This window comes from Collinsella sp. AM18-10, from assembly GCF_003471585.1.
Classification (GTDB): domain Bacteria; phylum Actinomycetota; class Coriobacteriia; order Coriobacteriales; family Coriobacteriaceae; genus Collinsella.
The window spans coordinates 145,100-166,565 of record NZ_QRJO01000001.1 but is presented as its reverse complement, the minus strand read 5'-3'; the positions used below and the strand labels follow the sequence as shown (position 1 = coordinate 166,565).

Below are 21,466 nucleotides of genomic sequence, written 5' to 3'. Positions count from 1 at the left end.
CGACGCTGCAAACGCCCCATTTGGGCAATCTGGTTCCATCGAAAGGAAAGCATGTTCGGGTACATCTATAAGAAAGACGCCGCTGCTATCGCGGTTATCCTTGCCCTCTGCCTGGGCGTGGGCAGTTTCTTCGATTATCAGATTTCGAGCGCGCTGTTCAACATCGGCAGCATGTACGGTCGCTTTGTCGAGGCGGCCGGCGAGCTACCGTTTGAGCTGACGGCGAGCATCGCGGGCGTTATGCTCGTGCGCTCGGCACGCCCCGATTCCAAGGCGAGCAAGTGGCTCGCCGCGCTGGGCATTCTGATCAACGTGGGCCTGGTCGGCTACGAGATTATCGGATCGCTGCGTGTCGGCGGCAAACTCATCGCGTTTCAGCTGGTGCTGACGTTTGCGTTGGTCATCGCGGTTAACGTCATCGCCTACCGCCTCACACGCGACACCGATCCCGACGAGCTCACGCGCTGGGCGTTGATGGTGCTTGCCGTGTGGGTCGCTCAGGCCATTATCCTCAACGTGATCGTCAAGCCGCTGTGGTCGCGCCCGCGCATGCGCGTGATCGAGGTCACGCCGGGGCTCAATTTTCAGCCGTGGTGGGTGATTGGCAACCCCGACAAGTGGAGCTATATTGCGGCCGGCGTAATCAAGGACGGCTTTAAGTCGTTTGCGAGCGGACACACGGCGCACGCGGCGATCGGCCTTATGCTCGCCGGGCTTCCCGCGGCTGCCTTTAAGGAAAAGCCGTCGCGCCGCCGCGTGGTCTTTTGGGTCGCCGCTGTGGTTGCGGCGCTCGTCGCCTTTGGTCGCATCGTGATCGGCGCGCACTTTTTGAGTGATGTGAGCTGCGGCTTTGCACTGGTGCTGGCGCTCGAGTGCCTTGCCGCGCGCATTGCCTATCCGAGCGGCGTACAATAGCCCCATCTGAATCATCGGGCCCGTGCCCGGCTAGAGAGGATTACCATGCTCGCGTTCAACAATGACTATTCCCACGGCGCACATCCGGCAGTGCTGCAGGCGCTCGTCGACACTAATATGGAGCCGCAGCCCGGCTACGGCACCGATGCACACACCGAGCGTGCCAAGCAGCTTATCCGTGAGGCCTGCCAGGCGCCCGATGCCGACGTATTTTTCCTGGTAGGCGGCACACAGGCCAACGCGACGGTGATCGACATGCTGCTCGCGCCCTACGAGGGCGTCGTTGCCGCCGAGACCGGCCACGTTGCCTGCCACGAGGCTGGTGCCATCGAGTTTGGCGGCCACAAGGTGCTCACCATTCCCGGCTACGAGGGCAAGATGCATGCCGAGGACCTCGAGAATTATATCCAGGTGTTCTACGAAAACGAGAGCTACGAGCACACGGTGTTTCCGGGCGCGGTGTACGTGAGCCTGTCGACTGAGTACGGCACGCTGTACTCCAAGGCCGAGCTCGCGGCGATTCACGCGGTGTGCCAGAAGCGCGAGATTCCGCTGTTTGTGGACGGTGCCCGCCTGGCCTATGCGCTGGCAGCCGACGAGTGCGACATCACCCTGCCCGAGCTGGCACAGCTGTGCGACGTGTTCTACATCGGCGGCACCAAGTGCGGCGCTCTGTGCGGCGAGGCCGTGGTGTTTTGCGGCATGCACGCTCCGGCGCATCCCATTCCGCGCATTAAGCAGCACGGTGCGTTGCTGGCCAAGGGCCGCCTGACGGGCGTGCAGTTTGAGGCGCTCTTTACCGATGGCCTGTATTTTGAGATTGGTCGCCAGGCGATCGAAACCGCGCAGGCGCTTCGTCGCGTGCTGCACGAGCACGGCTACCAGTTCTTCCTGGAGACGCCCACCAACCAGCAGTTTGTGATTCTGCCCAACGAGGACATGGCCCGCATTCGCGAGCATGCGGCGATCGAGTACTGGGAAAAGTACGACGAGACCCACACCGTGGTGCGCTTTTGCACCAGCTGGGCCACGACGCAGGAGGACATCGACGCGCTGGCGGCTGTCCTGTAGGTTGATGTGATGATGGGGGCCGCCTTGCGCCTGGGTTTGGCGCGGGGCGGCCTTTGCTTTTGAGAGGGAAGGGCTGTATGGCCGAGATGTCCGAGCCGACGATTCGCCTGGCGACGCCCGATGATGCGGCGGCGTTGCTTGCCATTTATGAGCCGTATGTACGCGAGACGGCGATAACCTGCGAATACGAGGTGCCGAGCGTTGAGGAGTTTGCCGGGCGCATCGAGCGTACACTCAAGCGCTACCCGTATTTGGTGATGGAGCTGGACGGGCGTCCAGTGGGTTATGCCTATGTGAGCGCGCTTAACAGCCGCGAGGCCTATGACTGGTCGGTCGAGACGTCGATCTATCTGGCGCGCGACGTGCGCCACGGCGGGCTGGGCCGCAGGCTGCACGACGCGCTCAAGCAATGCTTGGTCGCGATGGGCATCACCAACATGTGCGCACTCATTGCCGTGCCGCACGACAAAGACGACGAGTATCTGACGCACAACAGTCAGGATTTCCATGCCCATATGGGCTACCGCCTGGTGGGCGCCTTTGACCGCTGCGCCCAAAAGTTCGGTCGCTGGTACGACATGTGCTGGATGGAGCTGATCCTAGCCGAGCGCACGCCCAACCAACCCAAGCCAACCTGGTTCCCCGACCTTCCTAAACCTACCATTTAGGGACAGGTTTATTTTGGCAGGTTTTTGGCTGTCTTGTGGTATCAAATCGCCGCAAGAAGCGTGGCGTTTGTACGCTATTTTGACCTGGATTGTCCCCTCGGGACGCCTTGCGGGCTAAGTGAGTAGACTTTTTGGCGCAGGCCGAGCACAAAGCGTATCTGCCTTAGTAAAACCGCAGGTCACGGAGGTGGCTGTTTTGAATGTGCTCGGCAGGTCGCGAAAAGTCTACTCACTTAGATTTACGGTGCTGGATATTTTGGGCAGGAACAGTTGAGCTTGGGCGGCGAGTGTTGCCAGGCGATGTTGGCATTTGCGCCATGCCGGCTTGAGATTTAATAAAAACCGCAGGTAAAACGTTTATTAGGTACATTTTGCCTCGTTTGGTGCGCTAGCCGATGGGCTCGGTGTATTTGGCGCGGTCGGTGCGTTGGATGCGCTTGGAGACATGGAGCGGACGGCCGTCGGTGTCGTAGACGTAGTCGGTGATCAGGATCAGCGCCTGCCCGCGCTCGACGTTGAGCAAAAATGCCTCGTTTTGCGACGCATAGCACACCTCAAAGGTCTTATGCCCCTGCGCCGGCGCGCGATGGAACTCCTGGCGCAGCGTGGCGTAGAGCGAACCGTTGATATCGCGATCGATGAGCGACCCAAAGCTTGGCGGCAAATAGGTGGTCTCCAGGCACAGTGGCGCATCGTCCAGGTAACGCAGGCGGACAAGTTTGACAAGCTTGCTGCCCACGCTAGCGTCAAAGAACTTGGCCACGCTGCCCATTGCTTTGGCAAAGCCCGAGTCCACCGTGCGCGTGGTGGGCTTCATACCCTGGCCTTCGACCTGCTTGGTATAGCTCGAAAACACCAGGTTGTTCTCGTGGAGCGCCGGCGTGTCGGCCACAAAGGCACCGCGCCCGCGCTCGGTGCGGACCAGGCCCTCATCGACGAGCACCTTAAGGGCGTGGCGCACGGTGCTGCGCGACAGCCCCGATTCGTCCATGAGCTCCATCTCGGACGGCAGCTTGTCTCCACGGGCGTAGGTGCCGGCGGCGATGCGGTCGCGCAGTGTGCCCGCCAGACGCTCGTATTGGGTCAGTTTCTTTTCAGACGAAGCGCTCATACGACTAACCTGTATCTAACTTGTATGCTTGCCTAATCAAGCATGTATCTAATACAACAATAAAACTGCTGGTAACGACTTATCGAAAACTGCATCAGCAAAATTTCTAAGACAAATATAGCATACAACTAGTCGACATCGCTAAAACATGTATGTAACTTGTATGCCGTCAAGAGCATTAAATGAGAAGAAAGGCTGATGCGCGATGACTACTCAGGAACAGGTTAAGGACGTCGTCTCCCAGGTTTTGGCTGACAAGGCAGACAAGGGCGGCATCAAGCGCGTCGTGTGGATCGGCGCCGGCGGATCCAACGGCGGCAACTATCCTGCCCAGTACTTTATGGAGCACGAGGCCACGCAGGTCGTGAGCTCCAGCTACACCAGCAACGAGTTCGTGCACGCAACCCCTGCCTACGTTAACGAGAACGCCCTGGCCGTCGTCGTGTCCATGCGCGGCACCAAGGAGACCATCGTCGCCGCCCAGGTCGCCAAGGACCACGGCGCCAGCACCATCGCCATCTATGTTGACGAGTCCGGCCTCACCGAGGTCTGCGACTACAAGATCCAGTACGACAGCTTGGCCGTTGACGAGTCTTGCATGGGCCGCACCAACTCCGCCGTCGTGACCATGATCGCCATGGAGCTCACGCAGCAGACCGAGGGCTATGCCGAGTACGAGACCGCTATGGCCGCGTTCGACTTGGTCGACCCCATCTATCGCAAGGCCGTCGAGTACACCCGTCCGCTCGCTGCTAAGTGGGCCGAGCAGAACGCCGACAAGCCCTGCATCAACGTCATGGCCCAGGGCCCGCTCTTTGGTGCCGCCTACGTCTTTAGCATCTGCAACGTGCAGGAGATGCTGCAGATCGACTCCTGCACCATCAACACCTGCGACTTCTTCCACGGCCCCTTTGAGATTCTGGACAAGCGCACCTCGCTGTTCCAGCTCATCAGCGTCGGCCGCAGCCGCTGCAATGACGAGCGCGGCATCCGCTTCGTCAACCAGTACGGTGGCGAGCGCGTCTATCAGCTCGACGCCAAGGAGCTCGGCCTCAACGACATCAAGGACAGCGTGAGCGAGTACTTCAACCACCTGATCTTTGCCCCGATTCTCAACAACGTGTATATGCGCGCGCTCTCTGCCGTCACCCACAAGGACTACATGACGCGCCGCTACATGTGGAAGCTTGATTATTAGTTACGGCGTTTTACCAAACGCCGTAACCGGCCGACGCTGCAAACCCGCCAGAGCGGCAATCTGCCTTTCAGCTTCGGCGGCATGACCAGAAGGTCAATGCCGCCTCACTTCAAGGCACCTTGCTCGCTCTGGCGGGTTTTCGCTGACATTGCCAAAACATCGACGATACCGTGGCTGGCGGGACACTCCCTTTGTCTAGAGATTTCCCGTTTGCCGATTTGTGCCTTGAAAAATGTATATAACGACTATAACGTAGTGTGAAACATATTGGAAACAATACCGAGGAGGCTGCGTTGAAGAAAAGCAATCTGGGCTATGTGCTGGTGCTGATCGCCGCGCTTATGTGGGGCAGCATCGGAATCTTTGTAAACGGCATCTCGGCCATGGGCGTTACGTCCCAGAGTATGGCTGCCTTTCGCTTGTTGGTCGGAGCGCTTATCTTGGCGCCGGTCCTGATGTTTATGGGCTGCCGTTCGGGTGAGGGGTCTACCGTGGCTCAGGGTCCGCTGGCCCTGTTCAAGGCAAGCCCTAAAGAGCTTGTTTCCTGCGCGCTTGTCGGTATCGTCGGTTTGGCCGCCGCCAACACTTGCTATTACGAGTGTATGGGCGAGGTGGGCATGTCCACGGCCTCGGTGCTGCTCTATACCTCGCCGGTGTTTGGCGTCGTGCTCGGCCGCGTGCTTTATCGCGAGGACGTGACCCCCAACAAGCTCGTTGCCATCGCTTTTAACATAGGGGGCTGTGTACTTGCAGTAACTAATGGCGACCTTTCCGGTTTCCATTTTTCGGTTTGGGGCGTCACGTCGGGCGTGATTGCAGGCTTTTGTGGGGCGTCGCTCGCGGTGTTTAGCCGGATAGCAACCAAGACGGTCCACCCGCTGGCTGTCACGTTTTGGGGCCTTGTTTTTGGTGGTGCGGTTATGGCGGCTATCGCGGCTCCGTGGCCGGATGTCGCCGCGGCAATGTCGCCACAGCTGCTGCTGCTGTTCCTTGGCTTTGGACTCATCCCCACAGCCGTGGCTTACATCTTATATATGCAGGGTCTGTCCATGGGGCTCGAGACATCGAAAGTTCCCGTCGTAATGTCTTTCGAGACGGTCGTCACCGTACTGGTGGGCATTGGTGTCTATGCCGAGTCCGCCGGCGCGATCAAGGTCCTGGGTATTGTGCTGGTGCTCATGTCCATCCTGATTATGAACACCGACTTCTCCAAGCTGCGCAACAGTGTATTTGTCGGTCATGTCGCTGAGAGCATGACCTTTAAGCCCAACGCGTGGTGGACGGAGAAAACGCAGGACATGGATCTGTTTAAGGAGCGCACCGGCATCGCGCTGGAGCCCACCGTGCAGGAAAGCCCCTGGTACTTCGTGCGATAGGGGATTGCGCGCAGGGTCCGACTTGGGGTTATCCCGCCAGTGCCGGCCTGCCCAGCCCCAACGTTTCAAGTACGTTAAACCCGTCAACGGTCGATTTTCACCCGCGAACGGTCTTTATACTAATTAGCAATATCCGCAACGTATAAGACGTTATAATGACCATAACGAAAAGGAGGAGGCAAGATGAATCAGATCATTCTCGCATCTCATGGCGGCCTGGCCGCAGGCGCCAAAGACACGCTCGAGATGGTTCTCGGCGACGTGTCGAACGTCCACGTCGTGTCGCTTGCTCGTGACGACAAGGAGCCCATCACCAACAAGGTGGACGCCATGATCGCCACGTTCAACGCGGACGACACCGTCTATGTGCTGACCGATATGCTCGGCAGCTCGGTCAACAACAGCATGGTCGAGCTTTCCCGCAACGGTGCGGCATTCACGGTGATCAGCGGTTTCAACATTCCGCTGGCACTGACGCTCGCTATGAGCCCCGCCCCCGTCAAGGGCACCGAGCTCGCGGCCCTCATCAACGAGGCCCGCACCGGTCTGACCAACCCCAACGCACCGGTCGAGGTCGCCGCGGCTCCCGCTAAGAAGGCCAAGGCGTCCCGTCACAGCTCCGGTCCCGCCAAGATCGTCCTCGCACGTCTTGACTACCGTCTGCTGCACGGCCAGGTCGTCTTTACCTGGACCACCAAGGTTCAGGCCGAGCGCATCATCGTCGTCGACAACGCTGCCGCCAACGATGACATCAAGAAGGGCGCTCTTAAGCTGGCCAAGCCCCAGGGCGTGCGCCTGAACGTCTTCACCGTTGAGCGTGCCCTTGCCAAGATGGACAAGCTCAACACCCTCGGCGAGCGCGTCATGTTCGTCTTTGGCAACACTGCCGAGATGCTGCAGTTCTGCCAGGGCTACAAGCTCGACGCCATCAACCTGGGCGCCACCGCCAACCACGACGGTGCCGAGCAGGTCGGCGGCAAGGACAGCTCCGTCTTCTTCGACGCCGCCCAGAAGGCCGACGTCAACCAGCTGCTCGACATGGGCATTAAGCTCTACGTCCAGCAGACCCCTACGTATCAGAGCGTCGACATCGACGCCAAGCTGTAATCAACCAGGCGTTTGCCTGACTGAAAGGAGAAGGGTATGAATACGTTCATCAGTGCGGTGCTCGTCGGCCTCGTCGGCGTGTTCTGCATGTGGGACTCCCGCCTGCTCGGTCGTCTTAACTTCGAGCAGCCCCTCGTTGGCGCTACGCTCGTCGGTCTGCTGCTGGGCGATGTGCCCACCGGCCTTGCCGTCGGTGCCGCCGTCGAGCTCGTGTCCATGGGCCTGGTGCAGGTCGGCGCCGCCGTTCCGCCCGATATGGTCCTGGGCGGCATCGTGGCCGCTGCCTTTGCGTGCCTGACCGATGCTTCCGCCGAGACCGCCATGACGATCGCCATCCCGGTCGCCGTCCTGGGTCAGCTCCTCGGCATCGTGTTCCGTTCCATCATCGCCGCCCTCACCCATGTGGCAGATAGCGCGATCGATAACGGAAAGTTCAAGACCGCTTACCGTATGCACATCTGCGCCGGCTCCGGTCTGTACGCCATCATGTACTTCCTGCCGATCTTCCTGGCCGTCTTTGTCGGTACCGACCTGGTCCAGGCCATCGTCAACATGGTTCCCGAGTGGCTGTCCACTGGTCTGAACGTTTCGACCAAGATCATGACCGCCTACGGCTTGGCCCTGCTGCTCACCATGATGATCAAGAAGGGTATGACTCCGTTCCTGTTCATCGGTTTCCTGCTCGCCGCTTACCTCAACCTGTCCGTCATCGCGGTCGCTCTGATCGGTGTGTGCCTGGCTGTCGTCTTCATGGGCTTCAAGTTCAATGGCTCCCATGCAGCCGCCGGTGTCGATTCCGACTACGATCCGCTCGAAGACGACGAAGACTAAGGAGGAACACACTATGGCAACCGCAACCAAGGACGTGTCCCTGAACAAGAAGGTCAGCCAGTTCTTCTGGCGCTCCTGGGCCATCCAGGCCTCTTGGAACTACGAGCGTCAGATGAACATGGGCTTCCTCTACGGCATGGTTCCCACGCTCGATCGCCTCTATCCGGATGAGTCCGACCCCAAGCAGCTCGCTGCTAAGAAAGAGGCTTACCACCGTCACATGGCGTTCTACAACTGCACTCCGCAGACGAGCGCCTTTATCCTAGGCCTCACCGCCTCCATGGAGGAGGAGTACGCCAAGGATCCCGAGAACTTCGACCCCGATTCAATCAACGCGGTCAAGACCTCCCTCATGGGCCCGCTTTCCGGTATCGGTGACTCCTTCTTCCAGGGTACCATCCGCGTCATCGCCTTTGGTCTGGGCGTCCAGCTGGCTCAGCAGGGCTCCATCATGGGCCCGATCCTGGCCATGCTCATCTCCATCGTGCCTTCCGTGCTGATCACTTGGTTCGCCGCCAAGATTGGCTACCAGGGCGGCCACGAGTACCTGAGCAAGCTCCAGGGCGGTGACCTCATGGAGAAGCTCATGTATGTCTGCGGCATCGTGGGTCTTATGTCCGTGGGCGGCATGATCGCTACGCTGATCGGCGCCACCACCCCGCTGCAGTTCGCTGAGGGCACCGTCGTTATCCAGGACATCCTGGACGGCATGATGCCCCAGATGATCTCCCTCGGCCTCACCGGCCTTATGTACTGGCTCATCAAGAAGAACGTCAACACCGGTTGGCTTCTCGTGATCGCCATTGTGGGCGGCATCGCCCTCTCCGCGGTCGGCATCCTGGCCTAGTCGCGACCCAATGCTTCCCCCGGGGGCCTGCCTGGCATCCCATACCCCAGGCAGGCTTCCATCCCTAACATGTGACAAAGGGACAGTTCCTTTGTCACATCCTCAACGGGCCGGCGACTCGGTCCTAACCACGGTAACCCTGCGAGCGTCCGGCAATGTGGCGCCGCAACAAATCGAAAGGAATGTGTCAGATGTACGAGATCGACCTTAACCTCCCTAAGCAGATCGTCGCTGACGTCCTGTCCAACCACGAGATTCACAGCGTCGCTTTCGTCGGCTGCGGTGCTTCCATGTCCGACCTTTACCCCGCCAAGTACTTCCTGGCCAACAACACGGACAAGCTGAACGTTCAGATCTTCACCGCTAACGAGTTCAACTACGACACGCCTTCCTGGGTCAACGAGCACACCTTCGTGATCACCTGCTCCCTCGGTGGCTCCACGCCCGAGACCGTCGAGGCCAACAAGACCGCCAAGAAGCACAACTGCCCGGTCGTCTCCCTCACCAACAAGGCTGGCTCCGCTCTGACCGTCGACGCCGACCACGTCATCGTCCACGGCTTCCACGCCAACTACGCTGCCAAGTGCGAGAAGCCCGGCTATGCCATCGCTCTTGCTCTCGAGATCCTTCAGCAGACCGAGGGCTATGACCACTACGAGGACATGATCACCGGCCTCACCAACGTTTTCGATCTCTGCGAGAACGCCGCTCAGCACTGCAAGAAGCTCGCCAAGAAGTTCGCCGAGGACTTCAAGGACGACAAGATGATCTACTTCATGGCCTCCGGTGCCTCCGAGAAGATGGCTTATTCTCACGCCGCCTTCCTGTTCACCGAGATGCAGTGGATCGACGCCGCCGCCTACAACACCGGCGAGTACTTCCACGGCCCGTTCGAGGTTTCCACCGAGGGTAAGCCCTACGTCTTCTTCATGTCCGATGGTGCTACCCGTCCGATGGACGCTCGCGCCCTCACCTTCCTTGAGCGCATGGGCGCCAAGGTCGCTCTGATCGACTCCAAGGACTACGGCCTGGCTGACGCCGTGCCCGCGAGCGTCGTCACCTACTTCAACCCGCTGCTGCACCTCGCCGTTATGCGCGAGTACGGCAACCAGATCGCCGAGGCCCGTCAGCACCCGCTGACCATGCGTCGCTACATGTGGAAGCTTTCCTACTAATCACAAGTAAGTAGACCTTACGGGTTGATTGAGAGGGGATGGGGTTTGCGCCCCGTCCCCTTTTTGCTTTGGGGGCGTGTCTGTCGCGTCGCAAAACACCAGGTAAAACCTACCAAAATAAACCTGTCCCTTTTTGGCAGGTGGGAGGAGATGCGTATGATCAAGGCAGTGCTGTTTGATATGGACGGCGTGCTGGTCGATACCGAGTGGTTCTACAACCGTCGCCGCGTGGCGTTTATGGAGGAAAAGGGGTTCCACTTTGACGAGATCCCCGATCTTTCGGGGTCTAACGAGCCTGCCATCTGGAAGTCGCTGGTGCCCGACGATGTTGAGCTGCGCGAGCGCTTGCGCGTTGAGTACAAGCAGGTCTACAGCCCGGTTCACCCTGTTCCGTATGCCGAGCTGCTCAACGAGCAGACGGAGCCGGTGATGCGCGAGCTGCACGAGCGCGGCGTCAAGTGTGCCATCGCGAGCTCGTCCTATCGCGAGCTCATTGACGAGCTGGTGGAGATTGCCGGTATCACCGACGTGCTGGACTACACCATCAGCGGTCACGAGTGCAGTGCATTTAAGCCCGACCCCGAGATCTACCTGCGTGCCATGGAGGCGCTGGGTGTGGAGCCTACCGAGTGCCTGGTTATCGAGGACTCGCCTTTGGGCATCGAGGCCGGCAAGCGCTCCGGCGCGCGCGTCCTGGCACTGCGTCCGCACGAGGGCGTTAACCTGGACCAAACGGGAGCCGACGCCGTCATCGACAACCTCGCCGACATTCTGACCGCTTTGTAGCGTCAATTCGCCGCAAGAAGTGCGGATTCACACGTCTCTTGCGGTGGATTGGCTCATTTTGGCTTCGATTTAGATCCGTTTGGCTTCGACTCGGACTAAGTGAGTAGACTTTTTGGCACATGCCGAGCACAAAGCGTATCTGCCTTAGTAAAACCGCAGGTCGGAGAGGTGGCTGTTTTGAGTGCGCTTGGTAGATCGCGAAAAGTCTACTCACTTAGAATTTGGCTCTTTGGTTGGGGAGCTGCTGGCTCGTTTTGGTTGTCGAGAGAGGGTGAATTGAAGCGCCCTCTCGCGCTCCATGCTACAATCGCCGGCATGCCCCACAATTACATCTGCCTTCGAAAGGAGCCTACGTGGCGAACGCCATCGATCAGCTCACGGACCGCGTGCTCGTGCTCGGCCGTCTCACCATCGTCCGCCGCGCCATTACTGCCGTGGCGGTTACCATCTCCGCCGTTCTCCAGACATTTCTGATTCAGGCGTTCATTCGCCCCGCCGACCTGCTTCCGAGCGGCCTCACCGGCGTCGCGGTCCTGCTCGATCGCGTCACCTCGCTCGGCGGCGTTCATATCGACATCTCGCTCGGCATGCTCGCGCTCAACATCCCCGTGGCGCTCCTTTGCTGGAGCGGCATCAGCAAGCGCTTCGTCATCTTCTCGATGATGCAGGTCATGCTCTCGTCGCTGTTCCTCAACATCTTTCACTTCGCCCCGTTTTTGGGCGACAAGATCATGCTCATCATCTTTGGCGGCGTGGTCTCGGGCCTGGGCGCCGCCATCGCGCTTAAGTCCGGCGCATCCACCGGCGGCACCGACTTTATCGCGCTGTGGGTTTCCAACCATACAGGCAAGACCATCTGGGGCGTCATCTTTGGCTTTAACTGCGCTATCCTGGCGATCTTTGGCTTTATGTTTGGCTGGGACAATGCGGCGTATTCCATCGTGTTCCAGTTTATTTCGACCAAGACCATCGACAGTTTCTACCGACGCTACGACCGTGTGACGCTGCAGATCACGACACGCAAGGCAGACGAGGTCATGACAGCCTATGTTGACCATTTTCAGCATGGCATTAGCTGCGCCGAGGTCATTGGCGGATACAGCCGCGAAAAGATGTATCTGCTGCACGCCGTTGTCTCGACCTACGAGAGCCAGGACATTATCAAGCTGGTGTGCGATATTGATCCCGGCGCCGTGATCAATGTGTTCCACACGCTCAACTTCGTGGGCGGCTGGTGGGGCGGTCATGTCGACGAGCCCATGCCCACGGCCGTACCCGATCCCGACAAGCCCGCGCGCATGGCCAGCAGGCAGGCGCGCCTCAGCGAGCAGGACAGTCTGCAGCAGGACGACGGCAAGTAAGGATTTGCTGTATGTGGTGTATCGTTTTATCAAACTGAGATAACATATAAAAAGACGTTATATACGTATTAGTTATTTCGCTATTTTGATAAGAGTGATCAGATATGCCCGCACCCAAAAATGCACCACTTTACCAGCAGATTTACGACGAAATCAAGGATGCGATCGAGAAAGGTGTTTATGCACCCAAGGAGCGTATCCCGTCCGAGCTTGAGCTTGCCGAGCAGTACGAGGTAAGCCGCATTACGGTGCGTCGCGCCGTTGAGGAGCTGTGCTCCGATGGCTACCTGGTTAAGCAGCAGGGCCGCGGCACCTTTGTCTCCACGCCGCACATCAACCGCCAGTTCCACGCCTCGACGCTGCAGACGTTTACCGCGCTGTGTGCCGACAATGACATGAAGGCGGGTGCACACGTGGTCGATCGCCAGATTGTGCCGGCACGTCAAAACGAGATGGAGTTCTTTGGCCTGCAGAAGGACGCGCTGCTACTGCACATTAAGCGCGTGCGTACGGCCGACGGCGAGCCCATCTTTGAGGAAAACATCTTTGTGCCGTTTGATACATACCGTGAGCTGTTGACGGCCGATCTTGAGGACAAGTCGATTTTTGCCGAGGTCGAGCGTGTTGGCGGAACGCCGATTGTCTCGGTTGGCTACCGTACGGTCGAGGCCGTTCGCGCTAACGCCGAGCAAGCGGCCGAGTTGGGCATTGCTCCGCACGATCCACTGCTCAATCTACGCGCCGGCTTTACCGGCCCCAATGGCGAGCCGGTCCTGATGGGTAAGCAGTACTACGTGGGATCGCGCTACGTTATGGTCATGTAGGGTTGGTTCCGCCGTTCTGACGAACGGCGGACCGGTCGACGCTGCGCCTTTGGTTACGCGGTTTTACCAAACCGCGTAACGGCTTGACGCTGCAAACCCGTCAGAGCGGCAATCTGCCTTTCAACTTCGGCGGCATGACCAGAAGGTCAATGCCGCCTAGTTTCAAGGCACCTTGCTCGCCCTGGCGGGTTTTCGCTGTCGTTGCCAAGACATCGGTTAGTCATTGGGGACGTTCTTAAACGACTGGTCATTCAAGAACGTCCCCAATGACTGACCGCAGAATGAACGTTGCTGACAGCCGTGCGGCACCGGTCCGCGTGGCGGCGTATAATCGGCGGCAGATGACTTGGACGTTAGGAAACCATGACCGATAGCATGCAGCAGATGGCGCTCGACACGCTCGGCGCCTATTTTGGCTACACCTCGTTTCGCCCGGGGCAGGACCGTATGGTCGATGCGATTCTTGCCGGTCGCGATGCGCTGGGCGTTATGCCCACAGGCGCCGGCAAGTCCATTTGCTACCAGGTGCCCGCGCTCATGCTGCCCGGCATCACCTTTGTGGTGAGTCCGTTGCTCTCCCTTATGGAGGACCAGACCCGTGCGCTGCTCGCGGCGGGCGCGCGACCCAGCTATCTCAACTCCAGCCTTACTCCGGCCCAGCAAAATACCGTGCTCAAGCGGGCGCGTGAGGGCCGCTACCAGCTTATGTACGTGGCGCCCGAGCGCCTGCTCGAGCCGCGCTTTTTAGCCTTTGCGCAGGAGGCCGCGGCGGACGGCGGCATTGGCGTGCCGCTCGTGGCCATTGACGAGGCTCACTGCGTGAGTCAATGGGGCCAGGATTTTCGACCCGCCTACCTGCAGATTCGCGAGTTCATCGATTCTCTGCCGCAGCGCCCCATCGTGGCGGCCTTTACCGCCACGGCGACCGAGCGCGTGCGTGCGGACATTCAGCAGATGCTCGGCCTGCGCGACCCGGCTACCGTCGTGACGGGTTTCGACCGCAAGAACCTCTACTTTGGCTGCGAGGAGATGGGCGACAAGGCCAAATCCGCGTGGGTGCGCGACTACGTAATCGCGCATTCGAGCGAGAGCGGCATCGTGTACTGCTCGACCCGCAAGACCGTCGATGAGCTGGCAGGTGAGCTTGCCGAGGCGCTGGGCCCCAGCGGCATTCGCGTGGGCCGCTACCATGCCGGCATGGGCAATGACGCCCGCCGCCAGAGTCAGCGTGCCTTTATCGATGACGATATCCAGGTGATGGTCGCCACCAACGCCTTTGGCATGGGCATCGACAAGCCCAACGTTCGCTATGTCATCCATAACAACGTGCCCGAGAGCATCGAGGCCTACTATCAGGAAGCGGGCCGCGCCGGCCGCGATGGCGACCCGGCCAGCTGCCACCTGCTGTGGAACGGCAACGATTTTCGCATGCGCCGCTTTCTGATAGACCGCGGCGATGCTGCCGACGAGGCACTCGACGATGAGCAGCGCGCGTGGGCGCTCCAGAACCGCTACCGCCTGCTCAGCCAGATGGAGGGCTACTGCAATACCACCGGCTGCCTGCGCGAATACATGCTGCGCTACTTTGGCGACGAGGCCGCGGCCGAGCATGCGTCAGCGTCTGGTGCGGGCGGCGCCGCCACGAACGAGGCCGAGGGCTGCGGCAACTGCAGCAACTGCCTCACGCAGTTCGAGGTCGAGGACGTCACCGATATGGCCCGCGCTGCCGTGCGCTATGTGGCCACGCGTCCCATGCGTTTTGGCAAGTCGCTGATCGCCGACGTGCTCCACGGCGGCAACACCGAACGCATTCGCCAGATGCATCTGGACGAGGACCGCGGCTACGGTGAGCTGTCGAGCGAATCGGTCGGGCGCATCAAGGACATCATCGGCCAGCTGTGCGGCCGCGGTTATTTGGTCACCTCGCAGGGGCAGTACCCGGTCGTGGGCCTGGGCCCGCGTGCCGGCGAGGTCGAGGATGAGGCGTTCGCCTTTACCGTTAAGCGTCGCGCGTCCAAGCGCAAGGCCTCGGCCCGCGCCCGCCGCGCGGTGGATCTGCTGCGCGAGGAGGCTGAGCTGGATCAGCGCCCGCGCGTGGGCGACGATGCCGAGCTGTTCGAGCGCCTGCGTGCCTTGCGCAAGGAGATCTCGACCGAGCTGGAGATGGCGCCGTACATGGTCTTCTCCGACAAGGCCCTGCGCGGCCTGTGCCGCCTGCGCCCGCAGACGCGCGACGAGCTGATCCAGGTCAACGGTATCGGCGAGAAAAAGGCCGACGCCTTTGGCGAGCAGTTTATGGCGGCGATTGAAGAATTTGAGTCCGAGCATGCGCGGGATGGAGCGTAACGATGGCATTCGACGATAAAACCGACCGCACTGAAGTATCCGCCGTGCCGCTGTACCAGCAGGTTATGGACGACCTAAAGGGCGAGATCGCGCGCGGCGTGTACGCGGCCGGCTCGCGTATTCCTTCCGAGATGGAGCTCGCGAAGTCCTACGGCGTGGGACGCATCACCGTGCGCCGCGCCATCGAGGAGCTGTCGCGCGCGGGGTATCTCAGCCGCCAGCAGGGGAGGGGCACGTTTGTGTGCGCGCCCAAGCTCAAGCGCAAGATTCGCCAGAAGGGTGACGTCCAGAGTTTTACTGAGGGTTGTGCTGCCAACGATATGGTGGCCGGAGCGCGCCTGGTGTCGCGCACGGTGGTTGCGGCGACGCGCGAGGACGCGGCGTTTTTTGACGTGGAGCCCGGCAGTGAGCTTATCGTGGTCGAGCGCGTGCGCACAGCCGACGGCGTGCCCGTCATGCTCGAGAACAACGCCTTTGTGCTGGCTGACCATCCCTATCTGCAGACGCTGGCCGATAAGGACCTCGCCGATAACTCGATCTTTGCGCTCGTTGCCGAGCATTCGGGCCGCGCGCCGCTCAAGTCCGACCCCTGTACCGTGGAGATCGCGCTTGCCGATGCCCAGGTGGCCCCGCTGCTGGAGGTGCCGGTCGGCGAGCCTCTCTTTTATATGGAGGCGTATTTTACCGATGCAGACGAGCGCCCCCTGCTGCTCGGGCGCCAAAAAATCGTGGGCTCGCGCTACGTGTTCGACATCTAACGTCCACAGATAGAACAACATAGAACAAATTTGCCGGGATGACTTCACGGGCGTTATTACACGTGTTATAAATAGGACAACATAGAACGACCGCAGGTACGAGCTGCCGTCGTTCAAAGCCGCCACACAAGGAGGAGCGTCACCGTGAACGCACACGATCTGATTCAGGAAATTATCGAGCGCAAGGGTAAGATCGAGAACGTCTTTTGGATCGCCTGCGGCGGTTCGATGATCGACCTGATGCCGGCTAACGAGCTGCTCAAGCGCGAGGCCACCACGTTTGCCTCGACGGTCTACACGGCACGCGAGTTTTGCCTGATGGCCCCCAAGAGCCTAGGGCCGAAGTCGCTCGTCGTCGCCTGCAGCCACAGCGGCAATACGCAGGAGGTTGTCGATGCCTGCGAGATGGCGCTCGCCGCCGGCGCCGAGGTCGTGACTATGACCGACTACGCGGGCTCCAAGATCGACAACGGCAAGTGGACCACCTGGGTCTATCCGTGGGGCGAAGGCGTGCCGCAGGCCGAGGTCCCGCAGGGCATCGGCGTTCTGATGGCTGCCGAGCTGCTCGACCAGCAGGAAGGCTACGAGGCGCTCGCCGACATGTACGAGGGCCTCAAGCAGATGGATGTGCTGCTGCCCGCCGCCCGCGAGAAGGTCAACGCCGAGCTGGGCGCCCGCTTTGCCGAGCTCTGCCAGCAGCACAAGTTCTTCTATATCCTGGGGTCCGGCCCCAACTTTAGTCAGACCTACGCCATGGCCATCTGCTCGCTCATGGAGATGCAGTGGCAGCACTGCTGCTATATCCACTCCGGCGAGTACTTCCACGGCCCGTTCGAAGCCACCGAGCCCGGCGTGTTCTACTTTGTACAGCTCGGATCGGGCGAATGCCGCCCCATGGAGGAGCGTGCGCTCGCGTTCCTCAATACGCATACCGATACGGTCATGGTGCTCGATGCGCTCGAGTACGGCGTGGGCGAGGTGCCTGCCAGCGTGCGTTCGTTCCTGGAGCCGATCTTCTTCTACGCGATGAGCTGCGAACTGCGCGCCGCCCGCGGCAAGGTCTTCGACCACAGCCCCGAGGTTCGTCGCTACATGGGCATCGAACAGTACTAAACAACCTGGAAAGCGACCTTTAGCGATGGGGCCCTCGTCAAACGAGGGCCCCGTTTGCGCTTTGTCGCCCCGCCCCAGCTGTCGGAAAACGAGGTCAAATACTTTTCCCCAGAAGTGAACGACCTATTTTGGACCCCCGGAGCATCCACACTTTTTGGCGCCAAAACCGCAGGATAATCTCGACGAAACCGCAGGAAATAGTGCCTTAAAAGTGTCGATGCTTCGGGGGTCCGATTTGGCTCGTTCACTTCTGGGGAAAAGTATTAGACCTAAATTTGTAAGCGTGCTGCAGGGACCAAAAAAGCGGGCCGCCCGGGGATTCCCGGCGCGGCCCGTTCTGCATTGCGTCTGTATGCGCGAAGTGTTGCGTCAGCTGGCGGCCTACTTGCCGACAACGCCTTCGGCGTCCCACCAGTCGAGCTGGGCGATGTTGTCGCGAATGTGCTGGCAGCTCTTGTGGAAGCCCTCGAGCTCGTACTCGGACAGATCGAGCGTGTAGACCTCCTCGACGCCCTCGGCACCGATCACGCACGGCAGGGAGGTAAAGATACCCTCCTCGCCATACTGGCCGGTCATAAGCGTAGATGCCGAAAGCACGGCGTGCTCGTTGTGCAGCACGGCGGCGCAGACGCGCGCGGCGGAGTTGGCGACGGCGTATTCGGTGCACTGCTTGCCCTGGTAGGTCACATAGCCGCCCTTACGCGCGAGCTCCTCGACCTCCATGTGGTCAAAGGCGTACTTGTCGGGGTTCTCGGCCTGAAGCTCGTTGAGGTTTTTGCCGGCGATGGTTGCGGCCTTAAAGGCGGCAAGCTGGCTAAAGCCGTGCTCGCCGATCATGTAGGCGTCGATGGACTTGGGGCTCACGCCGACCTTCTTGGAGATCTCGGTGCGCAGGCGGGCGGAGTCCAGGCCGCAGCCCGAGCCGATGATCTTCTTGGGATCGTAGCCGGTCAGGTGCCACAGCTCGGTGCACACGACGTCGCAGGGGTTGGAGATGCTCACGAAGATGCCGTCGAAGCCGGCGTCGACAATGCGCTTGGCAAAGGTGCGCGCGGCGTCGGTGGTAAAGAACAGCTCGCCGTCGCGGTTACCGGCGGCCAGCGCGACCTTGCCGGCGGCGTTGACGATGACGTCGCAGCAGGCCAGCTCCTCGTAGTGGTCGTAGCAGTTGACGATCTTGGTGTTGTACGGGACAAACGAAAGGGAGTCGCGCAGGTCCTGGACCTCGGACGTCACCTTGGCCTCGTTGATATCGCACAGGTACAGCTCATCGGCAATGCCCTGCATGAGCAGGCTGTTGGCGACATGTGCTCCTACGTGGCCCTGGCCGACCACACCGATCTTACGCGTCTGGTACATTATATGTATCCTTTCGGCCGAGTTTTTCGCGTCGAACCATTGTAGCGTCCTGCTACCACTTTGCTAGACTAAAGCGCCGTAGATTTTTTGGGACATACCTTAATCTCTATTTTTGGAGTGATTCGGGCCGCTGACGGCATCGCTGAGCGATGTGCTCGCGCGGATGGGGCCGCTCGTTGTACCATAGCTGCAACTGACTCGTAAGGAGCATCCATGCCCATTCGCATCCCCGACGCCCTCCCTGCCGCCGCGCAGCTCGAGAGCGAGAACATCTTTGTCATGACCGAGTACCGCGCGCTGCACCAGGACATCCGTCCGCTGCGCGTGCTCATCCTCAACCTCATGCCCACCAAGATCGCCACCGAGACGCAGATCATGCGCAAGCTCTCCAACACGCCGCTGCAGGTGGAGGTGGACCTGCTGCGCACCAAAACGCACGAGGCCACGCACGTGAGCGCCGGCCACCTGGAGACGTTTTACCGCACGTTCGACGACATCCGCGACATCCACTACGACGGCCTGATCATCACGGGCGCGCCGGTGGAGCAGATGCCGTTCGAGGAGGTCGACTACTGGCCCGAGCTCTGCCAGATCATGGATTGGTCCACCACGCACGTGCACTCTACGTTGCATATTTGTTGGGGCGCACAGGCGGGCCTGTATCACCACTACGGTATTCAGAAGTACGACCTGCCGGCAAAGGCGAGCGGCGTGTTCGAGCATTATCTAGTGAAGCCGCAAAGCCCGCTGGTCCGCGGCTTCGACGACCGTTTCTATGCCGTGCATTCGCGCAACACCGATGTGCGCCGCGAGGACGTGGAGGCCGAGCCGCAGCTTGAGGTCGTGGCCGTGTCCGACGAGGTGGGCCTGTACATCGCCAAGTCGACCGACAGCCGTCGCTTCTTTGTCTTTGGCCACCCCGAGTACGATACCGACACGTTGCGCCTGGAGTACGAGCGCGACGTGAAGCGCGGGCTTAATCCAGAGGTTCCAGCGCATTACTTCCCGGGCGACGACCCCACCGCCGAGCCGCGTAACGTCTGGCGCAGCCAGGCTCAGCTGTTCTACACCAACTGGCTCAACTACTACGTCTACCAGACCACGCCCTACGACCTGGCTCGCGCCGGCGAGGAGCACTAGGTCGCGGCCGTGGCCGTGACTGCCGCCGTGGCCGCCGCGTGACGAGCGTGGAAATCCGGACACACGAGCGTGGATAATCGGACGTTTGCAACGTGAGCGTGGATAATCTCCCGTTTTTGGCTCACAAGGGGTCTCAAAGCGGGAGATTTTCCACGCTCATTTTTTCTGCAGCTGCCGTACCGTCGGCATCATCACACGTTGAGTACATGCGGACTACATCGCAAACTAGGTAGTTTCGAGCCACAGCATATTTTCTTTCAATGAAGTCGGTGGCTTTTGAGGCTCAAAATGTGGAGACAGGGACCTCTCGACAACCGTTCTACCTGCAGATATAAGCCATTGGCCTAAAACATCCAAAACCGTCAGGCATTTGGTCAGCATCTGGACAGCATTTGGTCAGACTTCGCATGAAACCGTCTGGTACGTTTGCGCCGTTCCAAGAGTTTGGGGGCGACATGGCAAACATGACGGCGAATCAAAGACTCACAAGTCACATTGAAGCATGCGAGCAGCAGATGAGCTGCGTGTACGCGCGCACGACGGCGGAGGCAAAGCAGATTGAACGGCGGGTGGCGGCGGGAAGTCTCAAGGTGGTCATGCCAGGGCTGTATGCGCGTCCGGAATACTGGTCCGAGCTCAAGTTTCGGCAGCGTTATCTGCATCGGGTGCGGGCGCTTGCGCAAAAGCACCCCGACTGGACGTTTTGCTCCTATACGGCGGCCGTTGTCTATGGCCTTTCGGTTTCGCATGCCAATTTGACGCACATCCATATCGCCGCGATGCCGGCGCAATCGACGACGCCAGGCTCTCAAGTCGTTCGCCATCGGTATGCTTATCGGACACGGGCCAGCGAGATGGATATTGCCGTGACCGATATCGATCAAACGATTGCGGATTGCCTGGTCGATGCATCGTTTGTCGAAGGGCTGATCATTGCGGACTCGGCGCTCCATGAGCAGCTTTTGTCGAAGGAGCATCTTGTTGAGACGGTCGACAGGCTTGGCTTGAATCGTCGCGGTGTTGTGACGGCGCGCAGGGTCGCGCGGTGTGCCGACGGCTTGTCGGAAAACGGCGGCGAGTCCAAGGCGCGTGCGCTGATGATCGAGCGCGGCTGGCAGGTTCCGGAGCTGCAAGTTGAGCTGTTCGATCCGGTTGAGCCGGGAAGGCCGTATCGCGTTGACTATTTGTGGCGTGTGGGTGACCGGTTGATTATTGGGGAGTTCGACGGATTCGTTAAAAGCGAGAAGGCGGCGGAGGAGGGCAAGCTCGCAAAGGCGCAATTTGACGAGCGCCAGCGCGAGTCGAGGCTTTCGATGCTCGATAACTGCAAGATTGTGCGCTTGTGCTGGGATGACCTAAGGGATCCGACAAAGCTCGATCGCAAGCTCAAGGTTGCCGGCGTGCCGCGTGCCTGCTGAGACGGTTACAGGGTGTTAGGCTGCACGAGCGTGGAAATCCGGACGGATGAGCGTGGGAATTT

At 60.1% G+C, this 21,466-nt stretch carries 19 protein-coding genes; 17 read left to right on the top strand and 2 right to left on the bottom strand.

Annotation, left to right across the window (positions count from 1 at the left end):
* The first annotated feature begins 51 nt into the window (after nt 1–51).
* The 3 genes from DW211_RS00705 (at nt 52) to DW211_RS00695 (ending at nt 2,654) form a co-directional block, all read left to right on the top strand.
* Nucleotides 52–915, top strand: a complete 864-nt coding sequence (locus tag DW211_RS00705) for a phosphatase PAP2 family protein (RefSeq protein ID WP_118258637.1) — start codon at nt 52–54, stop codon at nt 913–915.
* 45 nt (nt 916–960) lie between these two features.
* Nucleotides 961–1,986, top strand: coding sequence for a low specificity L-threonine aldolase (locus DW211_RS00700; RefSeq protein WP_118258635.1), 1,026 nt, complete (start codon nt 961–963; stop codon nt 1,984–1,986).
* 77 nt (nt 1,987–2,063) lie between these two features.
* Nucleotides 2,064–2,654, top strand: a complete 591-nt coding sequence (locus tag DW211_RS00695) for a GNAT family N-acetyltransferase (RefSeq protein ID WP_118258633.1) — start codon at nt 2,064–2,066, stop codon at nt 2,652–2,654.
* Between the two features lie 388 nt (nt 2,655–3,042).
* Here DW211_RS00695 and DW211_RS00690 read toward each other — a convergent pair whose 3' ends face one another.
* On the bottom strand, nt 3,043–3,765 hold the full coding sequence (locus tag DW211_RS00690; protein WP_117736871.1) for a GntR family transcriptional regulator: 723 nt from the start codon (nt 3,763–3,765) through the stop codon (nt 3,043–3,045).
* 205 nt (nt 3,766–3,970) lie between these two features.
* Between DW211_RS00690 and DW211_RS00685 the strand changes: the two genes are divergently transcribed.
* The 12 genes from DW211_RS00685 to DW211_RS00630 all read left to right on the top strand — a co-directional run bounded on the left by DW211_RS00685 (nt 3,971) and on the right by DW211_RS00630 (nt 17,487).
* Nucleotides 3,971–4,963 carry an SIS domain-containing protein gene (locus DW211_RS00685; protein WP_089572760.1) on the top strand — a complete coding sequence of 331 codons (993 nt, stop codon included), beginning with the start codon at nt 3,971–3,973 and terminating at the stop codon, nt 4,961–4,963.
* Between the two features lie 293 nt (nt 4,964–5,256).
* Entirely contained in the window at nt 5,257–6,339 is a 1,083-nt protein-coding gene (locus tag DW211_RS00680) for a DMT family transporter (protein ID WP_117629037.1), read from the top strand.
* A gap of 183 nt (nt 6,340–6,522) precedes the next feature.
* Nucleotides 6,523–7,446: a PTS mannose/fructose/sorbose transporter subunit IIAB gene (locus DW211_RS00675; RefSeq protein WP_118258631.1), complete on the top strand. Its 924-nt coding sequence runs from the start codon at nt 6,523–6,525 to the stop codon at nt 7,444–7,446.
* 36 nt (nt 7,447–7,482) lie between these two features.
* Nucleotides 7,483–8,277 carry a PTS sugar transporter subunit IIC gene (locus tag DW211_RS00670; protein ID WP_022095161.1) on the top strand — a complete coding sequence of 265 codons (795 nt, stop codon included), beginning with the start codon at nt 7,483–7,485 and terminating at the stop codon, nt 8,275–8,277.
* 13 nt (nt 8,278–8,290) lie between these two features.
* A complete protein-coding gene (locus DW211_RS00665) occupies nt 8,291–9,124 on the top strand; it encodes a PTS system mannose/fructose/sorbose family transporter subunit IID (protein WP_118258629.1) in 834 nt (277 codons plus the stop codon).
* 191 nt (nt 9,125–9,315) lie between these two features.
* Nucleotides 9,316–10,299, top strand: coding sequence for an SIS domain-containing protein (locus tag DW211_RS00660; protein ID WP_226814256.1), 984 nt, complete (start codon nt 9,316–9,318; stop codon nt 10,297–10,299).
* Between the two features lie 156 nt (nt 10,300–10,455).
* The gene (locus DW211_RS00655) at nt 10,456–11,085 is read left to right on the top strand and encodes an HAD family phosphatase (RefSeq protein ID WP_158558606.1); all 630 of its coding nucleotides are present in this window, start codon (nt 10,456–10,458) and stop codon (nt 11,083–11,085) included.
* A 353-nt stretch (nt 11,086–11,438) separates the two neighbouring features.
* The gene (locus tag DW211_RS00650) at nt 11,439–12,446 is read left to right on the top strand and encodes a YitT family protein (RefSeq protein WP_118258627.1); all 1,008 of its coding nucleotides are present in this window, start codon (nt 11,439–11,441) and stop codon (nt 12,444–12,446) included.
* Between the two features lie 104 nt (nt 12,447–12,550).
* On the top strand, nt 12,551–13,270 hold the full coding sequence (locus tag DW211_RS00645) for a GntR family transcriptional regulator (RefSeq protein ID WP_118258625.1): 720 nt from the start codon (nt 12,551–12,553) through the stop codon (nt 13,268–13,270).
* Nucleotides 13,271–13,633: 363 nt separating this feature from the next.
* Nucleotides 13,634–15,616 carry an ATP-dependent DNA helicase RecQ gene (locus DW211_RS00640; RefSeq protein ID WP_118258623.1) on the top strand — a complete coding sequence of 661 codons (1,983 nt, stop codon included), beginning with the start codon at nt 13,634–13,636 and terminating at the stop codon, nt 15,614–15,616.
* A gap of 2 nt (nt 15,617–15,618) precedes the next feature.
* Nucleotides 15,619–16,374 carry a GntR family transcriptional regulator gene (locus DW211_RS00635; protein WP_118258621.1) on the top strand — a complete coding sequence of 252 codons (756 nt, stop codon included), beginning with the start codon at nt 15,619–15,621 and terminating at the stop codon, nt 16,372–16,374.
* 144 nt (nt 16,375–16,518) lie between these two features.
* Nucleotides 16,519–17,487: an SIS domain-containing protein gene (locus DW211_RS00630; RefSeq protein ID WP_118258619.1), complete on the top strand. Its 969-nt coding sequence runs from the start codon at nt 16,519–16,521 to the stop codon at nt 17,485–17,487.
* Between the two features lie 381 nt (nt 17,488–17,868).
* Here the strand turns inward: DW211_RS00630 and DW211_RS00625 are convergent, their stop codons facing one another.
* Nucleotides 17,869–18,846, bottom strand: a complete 978-nt coding sequence (locus tag DW211_RS00625) for an L-lactate dehydrogenase (protein ID WP_118258617.1) — start codon at nt 18,844–18,846, stop codon at nt 17,869–17,871.
* A 213-nt stretch (nt 18,847–19,059) separates the two neighbouring features.
* Between DW211_RS00625 and metA the strand changes: the two genes are divergently transcribed.
* Complete coding sequence (gene metA, locus DW211_RS00620) at nt 19,060–19,986, top strand: homoserine O-succinyltransferase (protein ID WP_118258616.1); 927 nt, start codon at nt 19,060–19,062, stop codon at nt 19,984–19,986.
* A gap of 455 nt (nt 19,987–20,441) precedes the next feature.
* A complete protein-coding gene (locus DW211_RS10025; RefSeq protein ID WP_147350999.1) occupies nt 20,442–21,404 on the top strand; it encodes a hypothetical protein in 963 nt (320 codons plus the stop codon).
* The last annotated feature ends 62 nt before the right edge of the window (nt 21,405–21,466 follow it).

Coding starts and splice junctions, on each gene's coding strand:
- DW211_RS00705 (WP_118258637.1), top strand. CDS start 52: ATGTTCGGGTACATCTATAAGAAAGACGCCGCTGCTATCGCGGTTATC.
- DW211_RS00700 (WP_118258635.1), top strand. CDS start 961: ATGCTCGCGTTCAACAATGACTATTCCCACGGCGCACATCCGGCAGTG.
- DW211_RS00695 (WP_118258633.1), top strand. CDS start 2,064: ATGGCCGAGATGTCCGAGCCGACGATTCGCCTGGCGACGCCCGATGAT.
- DW211_RS00690 (WP_117736871.1), bottom strand. CDS start 3,765: ATGAGCGCTTCGTCTGAAAAGAAACTGACCCAATACGAGCGTCTGGCG.
- DW211_RS00685 (WP_089572760.1), top strand. CDS start 3,971: ATGACTACTCAGGAACAGGTTAAGGACGTCGTCTCCCAGGTTTTGGCT.
- DW211_RS00675 (WP_118258631.1), top strand. CDS start 6,523: ATGAATCAGATCATTCTCGCATCTCATGGCGGCCTGGCCGCAGGCGCC.
- DW211_RS00670 (WP_022095161.1), top strand. CDS start 7,483: ATGAATACGTTCATCAGTGCGGTGCTCGTCGGCCTCGTCGGCGTGTTC.
- DW211_RS00665 (WP_118258629.1), top strand. CDS start 8,291: ATGGCAACCGCAACCAAGGACGTGTCCCTGAACAAGAAGGTCAGCCAG.
- DW211_RS00660 (WP_226814256.1), top strand. CDS start 9,316: ATGTACGAGATCGACCTTAACCTCCCTAAGCAGATCGTCGCTGACGTC.
- DW211_RS00655 (WP_158558606.1), top strand. CDS start 10,456: ATGATCAAGGCAGTGCTGTTTGATATGGACGGCGTGCTGGTCGATACC.
- DW211_RS00645 (WP_118258625.1), top strand. CDS start 12,551: ATGCCCGCACCCAAAAATGCACCACTTTACCAGCAGATTTACGACGAA.
- DW211_RS00640 (WP_118258623.1), top strand. CDS start 13,634: ATGACCGATAGCATGCAGCAGATGGCGCTCGACACGCTCGGCGCCTAT.
- DW211_RS00635 (WP_118258621.1), top strand. CDS start 15,619: ATGGCATTCGACGATAAAACCGACCGCACTGAAGTATCCGCCGTGCCG.
- DW211_RS00625 (WP_118258617.1), bottom strand. CDS start 18,846: ATGTACCAGACGCGTAAGATCGGTGTGGTCGGCCAGGGCCACGTAGGA.
- metA (WP_118258616.1), top strand. CDS start 19,060: ATGCCCATTCGCATCCCCGACGCCCTCCCTGCCGCCGCGCAGCTCGAG.
- DW211_RS10025 (WP_147350999.1), top strand. CDS start 20,442: ATGGCAAACATGACGGCGAATCAAAGACTCACAAGTCACATTGAAGCA.